This window comes from Cupriavidus sp. 05N39 (genome assembly GCF_056397325.1).
The window spans coordinates 33,684-48,956 of the sequence record NZ_JBFTNE010000032.1 but is presented as its reverse complement, the minus strand read 5'-3'; the positions used below and the strand labels follow the sequence as shown (position 1 = coordinate 48,956).

Sequence of the window (15,273 nt, the reverse complement as noted above, 5' to 3'; positions counted from 1 at the left end):
GAACCGGCCGCCAAGGAGGGAAATCAGGCGGCACGCAAACGCTGTCTCCGGACAGTCCTGCCGGAAGAGCCATCCGGCTTGCGCGCCTTGCAATTCCTTGCAAAAGTGCACCGCCGGACACGAATCCAACAGACTTTGGTTTTTCTTATTATTCTGGTTTGTTCTAACTGCGAACTTCAATTCGCAGAATGAACAGGTTACACTCCCTATCCGACGGTGGTCAAGGCGGCGGCAAATCGCTTGTGCGTTTGTCGGACACGATCGTAGGCCAGTTGAAAGCTACCTTGCGCACCTGCCCGCGTATGCCTGAGCAAACCATAGCTTACGCGCTTCGGGCTGCCGCGAGGCAGTCACCTCCCGCCCCTCATGGCAATTGCAGCTCGGCCCGGCTGCCGCCCGCCCCGGGACGGATTTCCAGGCGCACGTCGATACGCTCGCGCAGCTCGGCCACGTGGGAAATGATGCCCACCAGCCGCCCCGCCTGCTGCAGGTCGATCAGCGTGCGGATGGCGAAATCCAGGCTCTCGGGATCGAGCGTGCCGAAGCCCTCGTCGACAAACAGCGTATCGAGCTGGATCCCGCCCGCGCGCGACTGCACCACATCGGCCAGTCCCAGCGCCAGCGAGAGCGATGCCAGGAAACCCTCGCCGCCGGACAAGGTATTCGCCGGGCGCGTCATGCCGGTGTCATGGTCGAACACCTCCAGATCGAGCCCGCCGGCGGCGCGCTTGTCGCCCAGTTCGCGCACGCGCTGCAGTTCGTAACGGTTGCGGCTCATGCGCATCAGGCGCAGCGAGGCGGCTTCCAGCACCTCGTCGAGCAAGGTCGCCAGCACGAAACGCTGGAAGGTGATGCGGCGCGGATTGTTGCCGTTGGCCACTTCGGCCAGCCGCCCGAGCACCGCGTAGCTGCGTTCGATGTCCGCGCCCGCGGCAGCCAGCGCGTCCAGGCGCTGCTGGCATTGCAGCAGGTTTTCGCGGCTGCGGTTGAGGTCGGCCTGCTCCCGGACCAGCGCTTCGAGCGCGCTGGTGGCATCCGCCTGGGCCTGCCTGAGTGCCGGCAGGTCGGGCGCGGCCAGGTCGCGCGCGGCGACCGCGGCGCGCTCGCGCCGGTCCGCGGCGGCAGCCAGGTCGAGGTCGAAGCGATGGACGCGGGCGTCGAGTTGCGCCACCTGCGCGGCAGGCATCCGCGCCTCGGCATAGGCCTCGCGCGTGACAAAGCCCGCCTGCTCAAGCGCGTCTGCGAACGCTGCGCCAGCCTGCTGCTCGCGCAGCGCATGGCTGGCCAGGGTGGCTTGCGCGCCGGCTTGCGCGGCCTGGGCCGCGGCCAGGCCGGCGCCGGCCTGCTTGTCCGCCAACTGCGCGGCGGCCAGCGCGGCTTCACGCGCGGCCAGATCCTGCCGTGCCTGCCCCAGCGCGAGGGTGAGCCGCTCTGGCTCACGCCATTCGGACGGCACCTGGGCGCTGGCCGCCTGCCACTCGCCCTGCAGCTTGGCGTGACGCTGGCCGGCGTCCTGCGCAGCCGCGTCGGCTACGCGAATGGACGCATCGGCGGCGGCAAACGCGCCGCGCAGCCGCTCCAGTTCCGCTGCCRGCGGCGCGCACCGTCCAGCCGCCGCCCCGGCGGCCAGCTGCTGCGCGCGTAACGCCTGGATAGCCTCGGCCAGTTGCGCCTTGGCAGCGGCCGGATCCTGCGCCGCGCCTGCCGGCATGTCCGCGGCGGTCACGGCTTCGCGCAGTTCGTCCAGTTGCTCCTGACGGTGCGTCAGCGCTTGCTGCGCGGTTTGCGCCTGGCTGGCCGCGCTGTGCGCGGCCTGGTCGGCAAGCCGCGCGGCCTCGCGGGCGTGATCGAGCACTTCGTCGGAGACCGGGGCCTCGATAGGCCGGGCCATCTGAGGATGTTCGGCGCTGCCGCATACCGGGCACGACTCGCCGTCGTGCAGGCCCGCAGCCAGCCGCGCGGCTTGTCCTGCCCGCCAGGCCTGCTCCGTCTCGCGCAAGCGGAGCGCGCTTGCCGCCTGAAGTGTGGCGGCTTGCCCGGCAGCAAGCCGGCCGGCTTCGGCCTGGCGGCGCGCCTGTTCCCAGTGCGCCAGCGTGGCCGCGTATTTGTCCAGCGTGGCCGCCTGCTGCGCCAGGCCCGCCAGCCGCAGCTGGATCGTCTCTAGTCCGCGAGCGCCCTCCTGGGCCTGGGCCAGTTCAGCCTCCGCCTGTTTCAGCGCGGCAGCCGCTTGCTGCTGCGCCTGCACGGCACCAGCATGGGCCGCCGCCGATTGTGTCTGCCCACGGGCGGCGCTTTGCAAGTCCTGCCGCAGCACGCCAAGCCGTTGCGCCTGCGGCAGCATGGCCTCCAGTTCCGTCACACGCTTTTGCGCCGCCTGCCGATCGCTGGCGCGCGCCATTTCGGCTTCGAGCGCCGCCGCTGCCGCCGCCGACGCCACGGCGCTTTCGCTGGCGCGCGCATTCGCCGCGGCAAGCGCTTGCTGCGCCTGCAGGTGTTCCTGCGCAGCCTGTCCGAGATGCTGCTCGAAAGGCTGGACCTGCGCGGCCCGGCGCGCGGCCAGCAACCGCTGGCGCTCGGCTTCCACCTCGGGCCGCTGCGCCATCAGCGCGGCATGGGCAGCCTCGGTCTCGCGCTGTTCGCGCAGGCGGGCTTCTGTCTGCTCGCCTTGCTTGCTCGCCAGCGTGGCAAGTTCAAGCACGGTGCGCGCCGCGCCGTCGCGCTGCCTGAGTTCATCCAGCCGGACTTGCAACGCCGCTGCCTGCTCGCGCAAGGCGTCCACGGATTCCAGCTGATACTGCTGCAGCAAGGCCGTTTGTTCGATCCGCAGCCGCTCGGCCTGCTGGCGGATGCCGGCGGCCTGGCCCTTGAGCAGTTCTTCCACGCGCCGGTACAACTCGGTGCGGAACAAGCGCTCCAGGATCGCCTGACGGCTCTTGGAATCGGCAGTCAGCAGTTCGCGAAAACGTCCCTGCGGCAGCACGATCACCTGGCGGAACTGGCTGCTGTCGAAACCCAGCAGGTTGCGCACATGGTCATCGACCTTGTTGGGCTGGCTGGCCATGCTGGTCCAGCCACCCTCGCCCATGGTGTCGAGCTGGGCCTTGGGCGTTTCCTTGACAGTGCCCTCTCCGCGCAGCTTCGGCCGCTCCTGCGCGGGCGAACGCGTAGCCAGGTAGCGCTGGCCTGCCAGGCTGAATTCGAACGTCACTTCCGTGCGCAAACCCGGATCGGCGTTGGCGCTGCGCATGTCCTGCGCGCTGCGCTCGCCACCGGACGTATCGCCGTAGAGCGCGAAGCAGATGGCGTCGAGCAGCGTGGTCTTGCCGGCGCCGGTGGGGCCGTGGATCAGGAAGAAGGCACGCTCCCCAAGCTGGCTGAAATCGATCTCCTCGCTGGCGGCAAACGGGCCGAAGGCCTGCAGCTTCAGGCGTAGCGGTCTCATGCGGACTCCCTCTCGGCGGCGGCCATGCCTTCCAGCAACTGGGCCAGCACGCGGCGTTTGTCGTCGTCCAGTTCTTCGTCCGCGACCTCCTTGAAGAAGTTGGCGAACAGCTCGGCGGTATCGAGCTGGCGCAGGCGCTGGCCCGGGGCGCTGGCTTCGCCGGATCGCGCCAGCACGGCGCGCTCGATGGCCAGGGCATTGGGATAGGCCTGGCGCAGGCGGGCCATCGGATCGAGCAACGCGCCGGTATCGGTCAGCACCGCGTGGATATAGTCGTCGCGGTGCGGGTCCTCCGCGCCATGCGCCAGCAGGTCGGCCAGTTGCCCTTCGATGATGCGCAAGTCGCGCCGGGGCGAGAGCGCAATCGGTTCGATCGTCACCGTGCCATCGCCCGCCAGCTCGATCAGCGAGACGGACTTGGCGTGCGTAACTTCGGACAGCGAGTATTTCAGCAGCGAGCCGGCGTAGTGAATGCGCTGGCCAAAGGTCTGCGGCCGGTGCAGATGGCCGAGCGCGACCAGGTCGAAGCCGTCGAACACACCAGCGGCAACGGCGCCGCTGCCGCCCACCGAAAGCGGCCGCTCCGATTCGCTGGCCTCGCCGCCGATCACGAAGGCATGCCCCACCACCACCGAACGCGCGTGCGCCGGATGGCTCGCGCGGATCGCTTCCAGGCGCGCCGCGAGCGCCGCCTCGTGGCCGGGCAGGTCCACGCCGAAGGCATCGCGCACCGCAGCGGGCTCGGCATAAGGCAAGGCATAGATCTTCACTTCGCCGTCCGGGTCGGACAAGGTCACGCAGGTCGCCTCGCGCTCGGTGCGGCCAGCCACATGCAAACCCTGCGCCGTCAGCAGGCGCGCGCCGAAACCGAGCCGCTGCGCGCTGTCGTGGTTGCCCGAGATCATCACCACCGGCACACCCGCGTCCACCACAATGCGCGCCAGCACGTCGTCGAGCAATGCGACCGCTTCGGGAGGCGGCACCGCGCGGTCATAAACGTCGCCGGCGATCAGCACCGCATCGGGCCGCGCGTCGCGCACCAGCGCGACAAATTGATCGAGCACCCAGGCCTGGTCTTCGAGCAGGCTGCGCGCGTGAAACACGCGCCCGAGGTGCCAGTCGGCAGTGTGAAGAAAACGCAATGTGAATCCCTTTGGTGGATGGCCGCAGTGAGCGCGAGTGAGCCGGGCATGGTCCGGAGCGGACCGCGCGACAGGCGCCATCATAACGTTGCCCGTTCGCCGTTCAGCTTCGGTTCAGCCCCTGCCACCCACAATCGCCTGYGTGCTGGTGCAAAAGCACCGGCTCCGGCACAATGGCCCGGCCAGGTGGCCGCCCCCCAGCCGGTACGTTCCAATCATTCTTGAGAGAGAAACCATGAAACGCATCCTGATCGCGGCAGTTCTGACGGCTACGGCCGTCATGGCACAGGCACAGTACGTAGGCCCTTCCACGGTACCGGCGACTACCGTCAAGGCCCTGGCGGAGCAAGGCAAGGACGACCAGCACGCCGTGCTGCGCGGGAAAATCGTCAACAACGTCGGCCACGAGCTCTACCAGTTCGACGACGGCACCGGGCAGATCCGGATCAAGATCGACAAGAAGCTGTGGCCGGCCGGCCAGCCGGTGGATGCGTCCACCCAGGTGGAACTGCTGGGCGAATACGACAAGGAACTCTTCGGCGACTCTAAGTTCAAGGTCAAGCAGATCCGCATCCTGTAAGGATGCAGGCACAATGCCCGGAGAGCCCGGGCATCGGCATGCTTACTCCTGGATATTCGCTTCGCTGACGATCTTGCGGTAAGCCTCGGTTTCCTTGGCGATAAACCCACGGAAGGCGACCGCGTCCTTTGCATCGACGTCCACGCCAGCCTCGGACAGATTGTTCCTGACCTCCGGCGCATTGATCGCGCGGGCGAGCGCGTCGGCCAGCTTGTCGGTCACCGCCTTGGGCGTATTGGCCGGCGCGAACAACCCGAACCACAAACGCATATCGACACCAGCCAGCGCTTTGTTCTCCGCCAGCGCGGGGATATTGGGTGCGGCATGCGAACGCGTGGCCGAAGTCACGCCGATCGCCTGCAGCTTGCCTGACTTGATCTGCGGCAGCGCCGTCGACAGCACCAGCACGCCCAACTCGATCTGGTTGGCCATCAGGTCGGCGATCGCCGGCGCGCCACCTTTGTAGGGGACGTGGGTCATATCCACCTTGCTGGCGCCGCGGATCAGTTCGCCCGACAGATGCAGCGGCGTGCCGATGCCCGAGGTGCCATAGTTCACCGCCTTCCTGCTCTTGGCCAGCGCCAGGAAGCCATCCACGCCACGAATGCCCGATTGCGCGCCGGACACCAGCACCATGGGCTGCGAGCCGACCATGCGCAGCGGCACCAGATCGCGCTGGCCGTCGTACTTGATCTTCGGGTTGGTCAGCCTGGCGATCGAGATTTCACTGTTGGAGCCCAGCAGCAAGGTATAGCCGTCGGCCGGGGCGTTGATGGTCTTGATGGCACCGATGGTGCCACTGGCGCCCGGCGCGTTGTCCACGACCACCGAAACCCCGAGATCCTGGCCAAGACGCTGGCTCAGCACGCGCGCCACCATGTCGTTGCTGCCGCCGGCGGCGTAGGGCACGACGATGGTGACCGGGCGTTCCGGATAGCCAGCGGCACCGGCGGGCGCGGCGGCAACGGCAAGAGTGAGCGTAACGGCGGCGCACAGCGCCGTGGCAAGGGCCTTCTTCATCGGATTCCTTTTCTGCGCCAGGGGCGCTCCTATCTCTGTGTCTTGTGTAGTTTGTGTGTCTTGCGTGATGCGAAGGATCGGCGGATTACCATCCCGGCGTGCGGTCCGCAATATACATGCCATCCAAAAATCTAGCCAAGTCTCATTTACGAGACAGACGAATGGAGATTGTCCCCTCTTACCCACCAGAAATGCACATTGATTCACAACGCCCGAGCACTCGCGGGCGCATCGGCGTCGTCGCCGCGTTGCCCTGACCAGCCAGGCCTGCAGCAAGGGAAAGCCTGACAGCGTTGCTTCCTGGCTCGATACATCTCTCCCCATGCGACGGCGGGCCGTGCTAGGATAGGCCCTGTCTTATTTTTGAGATTCTCACAAGATGGACGCTCTCCTTGCCGCAGGCCCACCCGTTGATTTCGTCGAGATCGGCAATCGGCTGCGCGCCTATCGGCTGGGGGCGGAGATGCGGGCGGAGGCCATTGCGGAGCAGCTCGGCGTGTCGCGCGCAGCGATCTACCGCATGGAAAAGGGCGACATTGTCAAGATCGAGACGCTCGGCCGGCTGGCGCAGCTGCTTGGCACTTCGCTGGCGTCGATGCTTGGGGTCGAGTCCGAGTACTACCACTCGGCGGTGGCCTATATCGAGCGCATGCGCCAGCTCGAACATGGCGCGACCCGCATCCTTGCCCATTTCGAACCGGTTTCCTACCTGCTGACATCGCCCCACTACGCCGGCCATCTGCGGCAGATGCTGGCCGAGAGCCCGCAGCCGGCGCCGGCGGCGACCATCGATGCCTTGCTGGCCCTGCTGGAGGAACGCAAGCAATCGTTCGCGCGCAGCGTGCCGCCCATTACCAGCCTGATCGACCTGCGCTCGCTCGAGCGCTTCGTGCATTTCGGGCTGGTGGGGCGCCTGGACCTGCCGCCGGCGGTGCGCATGGAACGCTCGCTGGCTGCCCGGCGCGAGATCGAACGCGTGATCGAGCTGCTCGACGCGCAGCCGATCGGCCTGCAGATCGGCATTGTCGACGGCAGCATGCCCAATGTCACCTTCCAGGTCTTCGAGCGGCCGGGCAAGGCCTACGTGGCAACCAGCCCGTTCCGTTTCGGAGAGTTTCCCAATGTCTCCACCGGCATCGCCACGGTGACGGCCGCGCCCGAGGCGGTACGGCTCTACACCGCCATGGTCAATGACCTGTGGCAGCGCGCCTATAAGGGACGCGATGGTGCCGCGCTGCTGCGGCGCATGCTGAACAGCGTATGAGCGGACACGCGGATCCATCGCCGGCGCGTCCCCTCACCTTGTATCCGACCCAGTTTTCACTAGCCCACATTGCGCCATGACGCTTGAAACCACCCTCCAGCAATTCCAGGACTCGCTCCCTGGCACCGACGCCTTCGTGACGGTGAAGAACGCCACGCGCGAACTGATCGACACGGATCCGGCGCACGCTGCTGCCTACTTCCTGCTCTACGGCTTCGCCCGCTCCTACGTGCTGCTGTACGAGGACCAGGCGGTGACCATGGACTTCGCCGAAGCCGCCAGGCAGGAACTGCTCGGCTATATGCAAGGCATCGCGCGCACCCTGCACGGTGAGCCCGCCGCGCTGGTGGCGGAAATGAACCGCATCGTGAGCGCTTACCAGGGCGGCAAGAGGACCTTCTGAGGCGCCAGCGGACGGTACCCTGGCGGCGGACCGCGTTTGAGCGCGGCCTGCCGCTGCCGGTTCGATCAGAACACGCATTTGGGAAATTTCCCAACGCATTGCAGATTTTTCCGACGCTTCTCGGATTGAATACGAATGACACTTATTCTTATTCAATCCACCGCAGCCGACGGAGAATCATGCAAAGCGCCCTAGTTATCAGGACCAGAAGAAAGAAGCACGCGATCCCGCGCCTCACGGGCGCGGTTGGCGCCGCCATCGCGGCCGCGCCGGTGGCCGCCCAGGCAGGCGGGGACCTGAAAGTGGCAGCGGTGGAGTTGCCGCCTGTCACCGTCAGCGGCTCGCAGCACAGCGAGTTCAAGGCTGACGGCACCTCGTCGATCAAGACGCCCGGACCTCTGCTCGACATCCCCAAGTCCATCACCGTCATCCCGCACGAACTGATCCAGAGTACGGCGTCGACCAGCCTCAGCGAGGTATTGCGCTCCGTTCCCGGTATCGCCTTCGGCGCCGGCGAGGGCGGCAACCCGGTCGGCGACCGGCCGTTCATCCGCGGCTACGATGCGCAGGCCAGCACCTTCCTGGATGGCTTCCGCGACATCGGTGCGCAGTCGCGCGAAATGTTCAATATCGAATCGGTGGAAGTCACCAAGGGCCCCGCCGGTGCTTACGACGGACGCGGCTCGGCCGGCGGCAGCATCAACATCGTCAGCAAGGCGCCCAGGCTCGGCAACTTCGCCGAAGGCAACTTCGGCGTTGGCAACGCCAGTTACAAGCGCGCCACCGCCGACGCCAACTGGCAGTTCGGCGAACGCACGGCCGTGCGCATGAACGCCATGTATCACGATGCCGGCGTGCCCGGCCGCGACGCCACGCACCAGGAGCGCTGGGGCTTTGCCCCTTCGGTGGCTTTCGGCCTTGGCACCGATACGCGGCTGACGCTGTCCTACTACCACATGGAATCGGACGGGCTGCCCGACACCGGCATGCCCTACAACAATCCGAACTTTGTCCCGCGCACCGATGGCCGCCCGCGCACGCGGCTGGCCGGCGACGGTTCGCCGCTCAAGGTGCCGCGCAACACTTACTACGGCCTGGTCGACCGCGACTTCCGCAAGGACAGTGCGGACGTCGGCACGATCCGCTTCGAACACGATTTCAGCCCCGCGCTCAAGTTCCGCAACCAGACGCGCATCGCCCGCACCATGCAGGACTATCTCTGGACGCGGCCCGACGGCAGCTTCGATGGCAATATCTATTACGACATGGTCTGGCGCCGGACCAACCAGCGCCACGGCATATCCAATACGCTGGCCAACCAGACCGACCTGTCTGGCGAGATCCTCACTGGCACCCTCAAGCACAAGTACGCCTTCGGCGTGGAGTTCTCCCAGGACAAAAGCGAAAACGATAGCTACGACGTAGCCACAGGCAACAAACGATGCCCAAGTGGTCCGGGCGCGGCCAGTGGCTACAACTGCACCACCTTGTACAGCCCGAACCCGAACGACCCGTGGAACGGCCGGATCACCCGCACCTACAACCCGACCAACCACAAGGCCACCACCGCATCGGTCTACGCCTTCGACTCGATCGAGCTCAACAAGCAATGGCTGGTGAATGCCGGACTACGCCTGGACCGCTACCGCGGCGAGGTTCAGACCTCCCGAGCCAGCAGCGGCGCCGGCCAGCGCAGTACGTATGCGCGAGACGACAATCTCTTCAACTACCAGTTCGGCGTGGTCTATAAACCGGTGGAAAACGCCAGCATCTACGCGTCCTACGGTACCTCGTCCACCCCCGCAGGTGCCGTGGTCGGGCAAGGCAGCGAGCCGAGCGGGCTGGCGCCGACCAAGGCAGGCAGCGCGCTGTCACCCGAGAAAAATCGCAGTTTTGAACTCGGCACCAAGTGGGATGTACTGCACAAGCGCCTGGCACTAACCGCCGCCATCTTCCGGGTGGAAACCACCAACGCGCGCATCACCCTGGAAGACGGCCTCGCGGCCATGGCCGGTAACAAGCGTGTGGACGGCGTCGAACTTGGCTTTTCCGGCAACGTCACCGACCAGTGGGCGGTCTTCGGCGGCTACACCCACCTGAAGAGCGAACTGCGCAACAACGGCGGATCCGGCGCCGACTTCGGCGCGAGCGATGGCCACGCCTTCCCCAACACGCCATCGGACAGCTTCAGCCTGTGGAGTACCTACCAGCTATTCCCCAACCTCACCCTGGGCGGCGGCGCTTACTACGTATCCAAGGTGTGGGGCAGCCAGGCCCGCAACAATTGGGTGCCGGCCTACTGGCGCTTCGACGCCATGGCCGCCTACCAGTTGAACAAGAACGTGTCGATGCAGCTCAACGTGATGAACCTGGCCGACAAGGTGTACTACAACCAGGCCTATCCGGCGCACTACGCCTCGATTGCCCCCGGGCGCACTGCGATTCTCAACGTGAACCTGCGCTATTGAACGCCGGTTAACACGAAGAGCCATGGCCACCCGCGCGGGTAGGCCATGGCAGGCAGCACCGTGTCGCCAAGCCAAAATGTAACGTTTTCGCTACAGACGCTTCATATGTATGTCTTGACTGACATATAAACACAAATGATAATCCATCTCATTCGCAACATTATTCAAGCAATCGGGGATTTTTGTGCAAACCGCTGTCGTTATCAGGAAGAACAAAAAACACAACGTCATCCCGCGCCTCTCCGGTGCGGTAGGCATGGCCGTGGCAGCCGCTCCGGTGGCTGCCCAATCCGCTGATACCAAACTGGCAGCGGTCGAATTGCCGGCGGTAACCGTCAACGGCGCATCGGAAAGCGGCTTCAAGGCGGATACCGCTTCGTCAATCAAGACGCCCGGCGCCCTGCTCGACACGCCCAAGTCGATCACGGTCATTCCGCAGGAAGTGATCCAGAGCACCGCTTCGACCAGCCTGAGCGACGTGCTGCGCACGGTACCCGGCATTTCCTTTGGCGCCGGCGAAGGCGGCAACCCGGTTGGCGACCGGCCTTTTATCCGTGGCTATGACGCGCAGGCCAGCACCTTCCTCGATGGCTTCCGCGACATCGGTTCGCAGAGCCGTGAATTGTTCAATGTCGAGTCTGTCGAGGTCACCAAGGGCCCGGCTGGCGCCTATGACGGCCGCGGCTCGGCCGGCGGCAGCATCAATATCGTCAGCAAGGCGCCCAAGCTGACCAGCTTCGCCGAAGGCAACATCGGCGTCGGCAATGCGGAGTACAAGCGCGCCACCGTCGACGGCAACTGGAAGTTCGCCGAACATGCGGCCTTCCGTTTGAATGCCATGGCTTACGATGCCGGTGTCGCCGGGCGCGATACCACCCACCAGAATCGCTTGGGCATTGCACCGTCCGTGGCGTTTGGCCTGGGTACCGACACGCGCCTGACGCTGTCCTACTACCACATGCAGTCTGATGACACGCCAGACACCGGCATCCCCTATAACAACCCCACCTTCAACGCCCGCACCGACGGCCGCCCGCGCACGCGCGTGGCCGGCGACGGCTCGCCGGTAAACGTGCCGCGCAACACCTACTACGGCCTGGCGGACCGCGATTTCCGCAAGGACAACGCGGATATGGGCACGATCCGCTTCGAGCACGATTTCAGCCCGGCGCTCAAATTCCGCAACCAGACCCGTATCGCACGCACGACGCAGGACTACATCTGGACCCAGCCTGACGACAGCCAGGGCAACCTGTACTACGACATGATCTGGCGCCGCGCCAATACGCGCATCTCCACCGCCAATACCATCGCCAACCAGACGGACCTGTCCGGCGAGTTCGCCACCGGTTCGATCAAGCACAAGTACGCCTTCGGCGTGGAGTTCGCGCAGGAAAAAAGCCAGAACGACACTTACAACGTGGACACGGGCAACAACCGCTGCCCGAAGGGCCCGGGCGCGGCCGGCGGCTACAACTGCACCACGCTGTATAGCCCGAACCCGAGCGATCCCTGGGCCGGCGCGATCAGCCGCGTGAACAACCCGACCAACTCGAAGACCAACACCAGCTCGGTCTACGCCTTCGACTCGATCGAGCTGAACAAGCAGTGGCTGGTCAATGCCGGCGTGCGCTTCGACCACTACAGCACCGAGTTCCAGGCAGCTCGCGCCGCCAACGGCACCCGCGCCGAGTATGCACGCGACGACAACCTCTTCAACTACCAGTTGGGCGTGGTCTACAAGCCGGTGGAGAACGCCAGCTTCTATATCTCCTACGGCACCTCGTCGACGCCGGCCGGCTCCTTCCTGGCCCAGGGCAGCGACGGCAACGCGCTGGCACCGGATCGCAATGGCCGCAATCCCGGTTCCAACCTTGCCCCCGAAAAGAACCGCGCCTTCGAAATCGGCACCAAGTGGGACGTGCTGCGCAAGCGCCTGGCGCTGACCGCGGCGATCTTCCGGGTGGAAACCACCAACGCCCGCATCACGATGCAGGATGGCACTGCTGCCATGGCCGGCGACAAGCGCGTTGATGGCGTGGAACTGGGCTTTTCCGGCAACGTCACCGACAAATGGGCTGTGTTCGGCGGCTATACCCACCTGAAGAGCGAACTGCGCAACAACGGCGGGGCCGGTTCGGCCTTTGGCGCCACCAACGGCCAGTCCTTCCCCAATACGCCTGCGGACAGCTTCAGCCTGTGGAGCACCTATCAACTGTTCCCCAACTTCACGGTGGGCGGCGGTGCCTACTATGTGTCCAAGGTGTGGGGCAGCGAAGCCAGCAACAAGTGGGTGCCCTCCTACTGGCGCTTCGATGCGATGGCTTCGTATCGCATCAACAAGAACGTGGCGCTGCAACTCAATGTGATGAACCTGGCCGACAAGGTCTATTACAACCAGGCTTACGCCAGCCACTATGCGTCGATCGCTCCCGGACGCCAGGGCATCCTGAGCCTGAACGTGCGCTATTAAGCGGCCGCAAGCGCCCGGCAAACACCGCGGCGCCGGCACACGGCACACCACCCTCGCGGCGCGGTGTGCCGTTTTTACTTTATCCGCCCCGCATGGACACACTGCACACACTCCCCTTCCGCATCGCCTCCCCAGGCGAACTCGACCAGCTCGGCGCCGCCGGGCTGGCGGACAAGCTGCGCGAGCCCCCGCGCCTCGCGCTGCCCTGGCTGGGCGGTGCGGCCGTGCAGGGCAACCTCGATGCGCAGATGATCCTGGGCCAGTGGTTCCTCGCCGGCCACGGGCTTGACCGCGACGATGCGCGCGCCTTCGCCTGGTTCAAGCACGCCGCGCACGCGGGCCATGCCGGCGCCGCGAACATGGCTGGCCGTTGCTATGAAAACGGCTGGGGCACCACGCAAGACGACAACGCAGCGGCGCAGTGGTACACACTGGCCGCGCAACGCGGCTCCGACTGGGGCATGTACAACCTGGCCACCGCGCTGGTGCTCGGCCGCGGCATAGCCGCCAGCCGGACCGAAGCGCTGGACTGGTACCGGCGGGCCGCCGGCATGGGACATGCGAAGTCGCTCAACATCGTGGGCGGCTTCTACGAAGACGGCTGGGAAGTCGAACGCGACGCGGCCATGGCGATGGACTACTATCGCCGCGCGGCCGAGGGCGGCGACTTCCGTGGCCAGTTCAACTATGCGCGCGCGCTGGCGCTGTGCGGCCAGGAGCACGAGGCCATCCGCTGGGTGCGAGAGGTGCCGCGCACCGCCACTGCGCCCTTTGTCGAAAAGATGCTCGACTTCCTGCGTGACGCGCCCGACGCGGTGCTTAACCGGCTGTTCAGCCACGCGGACGCCGCCGCGCGGCTCAGCTCACGCGAAAGCCGATCTTCAGCGTGACCTGGAAGTGCGCGACCTTGCCATCGGCAATGTGGCCGCGCGTCTCTACCACTTCGAACCAGTCGATGTTCTTGATGGTTTCGCTCGCCTTGTCGATGGCACTACGGATCGCCGCATCGCAACCGTCCGGCGATGAGCCAACGATCTCGACCAGCTTGTAGGTGTGGTTTGACATGTCCGCTCTCCTTGGCCCGATGGCCGCAGACGATCGTGCACGCCGGCCAGTCCGGTGCGCGCGATACACCCCTCCATCATAGGCAGCGGGCAACGCAAAGCCCAAGCGCGGTTACGCGCTGACAAGGGATTGTTGCAGCGCTCACCGGGCCAGTGCCGGATCATGCCGAAGCGGCCCCCGATACGCCGGCACGCCGGCGCGCGGGAAGGCCCGGCACGGCACGGCGCCGCCCGGCGATGTCCTCCTCCAGCCATTCGGCAAAGGCGCGCACCGCCGGCGGCAAGTGGCGCCCCGCCATGGTCTGGATCTGCAGGGCGCGCTGCTGCATGGCCCGGCTGGCGATCGGCACCAGTACGCGGCGCTCCGCGCGCAGGTTGTTGCGCACCGCCAGGGACCCGGTCAGGTACACCGCATCCGCGTACGCCTGATAACCCACCAGCGCGCTCAGCGAATTGCTGCTGAGCAATATGCGCGGGCGCAGGCCTTCCAGCCCGCAGGCCAGGTCGAATAGCTGGCGGATGGTATTGGTCTCGCTGGGCAGCGCCAGCGGGTATGCCACCACCTCCTTCAGGCTGGCGCGCTTGAGCGCCGCGAGCGGATGCTTGCGCGCCACATAGGCATAGACCGGCGCAGCCTCCGAATACACTACCTCGATGCCCTCCTGCGCCGCGATGGCAAACGTCAGGGCCAGATCGGCCAGGCCTTCGCGCACCATGCGCGTGGCGGCGGCAGGGGCGCACACTTCCAGAGAGAAGCTCACACCGGGATAGCGGCGCTGGAACAAGGCCATTGCGTACGGCATGTAGTCGCGCGCAAAGCCGTCGGTGCAGGCCAGCCTGACCGTGCTGTGCGCCACGCTGAGCAGACCCTGCAGGTCAGCCTGCAAGGTCTGCGCATCCAGGAAGGCGCGGCGCCCGTATTGCTGCACCACGAGGCCGGCCTCGGTCAGCCGCATGCCGCGCGGCTCGCGCTCGAACAGCGGCGCGCCCAGTTCGGCCTCGAGCCGCGCCACCTGCCTGCTGATCGCCGATACCGCCACATGCAGCGAGGCCGACGCCGCGCTGAGCGAGCCGCGCTCCGCTACTTCCAGGAAATAGGCGAGAGGAACGGCGTGGATCGACGTGAGCTTCATGGTTGCTGTTTCGCTGGTGGGGAAGACAGGCCGCTGCCACCGCCAGCGGGTGCGTCGGCCTTTGCGCAATGATAAGCCCGCGCGGTATTTGCCTTGCCGATTTTAGAAAGCAGCTTTCTGTCCGCCCCGGGCGCCGATGGTGCCGAAATGCCGCCCATTGCCGCCGCTGCGGCACCTTCTCGCGCAAACGGCACCTCGGCGGTGCGGATAATGCGCCGCGCCACGCCATAGGTGTGCGCGAAGCCGCCCGCGAGCGCCGGGAACGCTGTTGGCATTGCGACACG

The 15,273-nt window shown here is 66.0% G+C and carries 11 protein-coding genes; 6 read left to right on the top strand and 5 right to left on the bottom strand.

What is annotated here, in order from left to right:
- Positions 1–364 precede the first annotated feature (364 nt).
- Together AC1DN0_RS17125 and AC1DN0_RS17120 are read right to left on the bottom strand one after the other, a co-directional pair.
- Positions 365–3,442 (bottom strand): AAA family ATPase, encoded by a 3,078-nt coding sequence (locus tag AC1DN0_RS17125; RefSeq protein WP_477145861.1) that lies wholly within the window; start codon positions 3,440–3,442, stop codon positions 365–367.
- Positions 3,439–4,584, bottom strand: a complete 1,146-nt coding sequence (locus AC1DN0_RS17120; protein WP_441631921.1) for an exonuclease SbcCD subunit D — start codon at positions 4,582–4,584, stop codon at positions 3,439–3,441. Before AC1DN0_RS17120 ends, AC1DN0_RS17125 begins: the two co-directional genes overlap by 4 nt.
- 235 nt (positions 4,585–4,819) lie before the next feature.
- On the opposite strand from AC1DN0_RS17120, the gene AC1DN0_RS17115 reads away from it, so the two are divergent.
- Positions 4,820–5,164, top strand: a complete 345-nt coding sequence (locus tag AC1DN0_RS17115) for a YgiW/YdeI family stress tolerance OB fold protein (RefSeq protein ID WP_441631919.1) — start codon at positions 4,820–4,822, stop codon at positions 5,162–5,164.
- A 42-nt stretch (positions 5,165–5,206) separates the two neighbouring features.
- On the opposite strand, the gene AC1DN0_RS17110 is transcribed toward AC1DN0_RS17115, so the two are convergent.
- Entirely contained in the window at positions 5,207–6,184 is a 978-nt protein-coding gene (locus tag AC1DN0_RS17110) for a Bug family tripartite tricarboxylate transporter substrate binding protein (protein WP_441631917.1), read from the bottom strand.
- A gap of 379 nt (positions 6,185–6,563) precedes the next feature.
- On the opposite strand from AC1DN0_RS17110, the gene AC1DN0_RS17105 reads away from it, so the two are divergent.
- The 5 genes from AC1DN0_RS17105 (at position 6,564) to AC1DN0_RS17085 (ending at position 13,682) form a co-directional block, all read left to right on the top strand.
- Positions 6,564–7,448, top strand: coding sequence for a helix-turn-helix domain-containing protein (locus AC1DN0_RS17105; protein ID WP_276289405.1), 885 nt, complete (start codon positions 6,564–6,566; stop codon positions 7,446–7,448).
- A 76-nt stretch (positions 7,449–7,524) separates the two neighbouring features.
- A complete protein-coding gene (locus tag AC1DN0_RS17100; protein ID WP_045235492.1) occupies positions 7,525–7,851 on the top strand; it encodes a hypothetical protein in 327 nt (108 codons plus the stop codon).
- Between the two features lie 179 nt (positions 7,852–8,030).
- Positions 8,031–10,319, top strand: coding sequence for a TonB-dependent receptor (locus AC1DN0_RS17095; RefSeq protein WP_441631914.1), 2,289 nt, complete (start codon positions 8,031–8,033; stop codon positions 10,317–10,319).
- A 256-nt stretch (positions 10,320–10,575) separates the two neighbouring features.
- Positions 10,576–12,792: a TonB-dependent receptor gene (locus tag AC1DN0_RS17090; RefSeq protein ID WP_441631927.1), complete on the top strand. Its 2,217-nt coding sequence runs from the start codon at positions 10,576–10,578 to the stop codon at positions 12,790–12,792.
- Between the two features lie 92 nt (positions 12,793–12,884).
- The gene (locus AC1DN0_RS17085) at positions 12,885–13,682 is read left to right on the top strand and encodes a tetratricopeptide repeat protein (RefSeq protein ID WP_441631912.1); all 798 of its coding nucleotides are present in this window, start codon (positions 12,885–12,887) and stop codon (positions 13,680–13,682) included.
- Here AC1DN0_RS17085 and AC1DN0_RS17080 read toward each other — a convergent pair.
- Together AC1DN0_RS17080 and AC1DN0_RS17075 are read right to left on the bottom strand one after the other, a co-directional pair.
- Complete coding sequence (locus AC1DN0_RS17080; RefSeq protein ID WP_045235494.1) at positions 13,651–13,857, bottom strand: dodecin; 207 nt, start codon at positions 13,855–13,857, stop codon at positions 13,651–13,653. The two genes, AC1DN0_RS17085 and AC1DN0_RS17080, sit on opposite strands and share 32 nt — an antisense overlap.
- A 160-nt stretch (positions 13,858–14,017) precedes the next feature.
- Positions 14,018–14,989, bottom strand: a complete 972-nt coding sequence (locus tag AC1DN0_RS17075) for a LysR family transcriptional regulator (RefSeq protein WP_441631909.1) — start codon at positions 14,987–14,989, stop codon at positions 14,018–14,020.
- Positions 14,990–15,273 lie beyond the last annotated feature (284 nt).

Excerpts from the sequence above, each read along its gene's own strand:
- AC1DN0_RS17085 (WP_441631912.1), top strand. The coding sequence starts at position 12,885 with ATGGACACACTGCACACACTCCCCTTCCGCATCGCCTCCCCAGGCGAA.
- AC1DN0_RS17115 (WP_441631919.1), top strand. The coding sequence starts at position 4,820 with ATGAAACGCATCCTGATCGCGGCAGTTCTGACGGCTACGGCCGTCATG.
- AC1DN0_RS17090 (WP_441631927.1), top strand. The coding sequence starts at position 10,576 with ATGGCCGTGGCAGCCGCTCCGGTGGCTGCCCAATCCGCTGATACCAAA.
- AC1DN0_RS17080 (WP_045235494.1), bottom strand. The coding sequence starts at position 13,857 with ATGTCAAACCACACCTACAAGCTGGTCGAGATCGTTGGCTCATCGCCG.
- AC1DN0_RS17095 (WP_441631914.1), top strand. The coding sequence starts at position 8,031 with ATGCAAAGCGCCCTAGTTATCAGGACCAGAAGAAAGAAGCACGCGATC.
- AC1DN0_RS17110 (WP_441631917.1), bottom strand. The coding sequence starts at position 6,184 with ATGAAGAAGGCCCTTGCCACGGCGCTGTGCGCCGCCGTTACGCTCACT.
- AC1DN0_RS17105 (WP_276289405.1), top strand. The coding sequence starts at position 6,564 with ATGGACGCTCTCCTTGCCGCAGGCCCACCCGTTGATTTCGTCGAGATC.
- AC1DN0_RS17100 (WP_045235492.1), top strand. The coding sequence starts at position 7,525 with ATGACGCTTGAAACCACCCTCCAGCAATTCCAGGACTCGCTCCCTGGC.
- AC1DN0_RS17075 (WP_441631909.1), bottom strand. The coding sequence starts at position 14,989 with ATGAAGCTCACGTCGATCCACGCCGTTCCTCTCGCCTATTTCCTGGAA.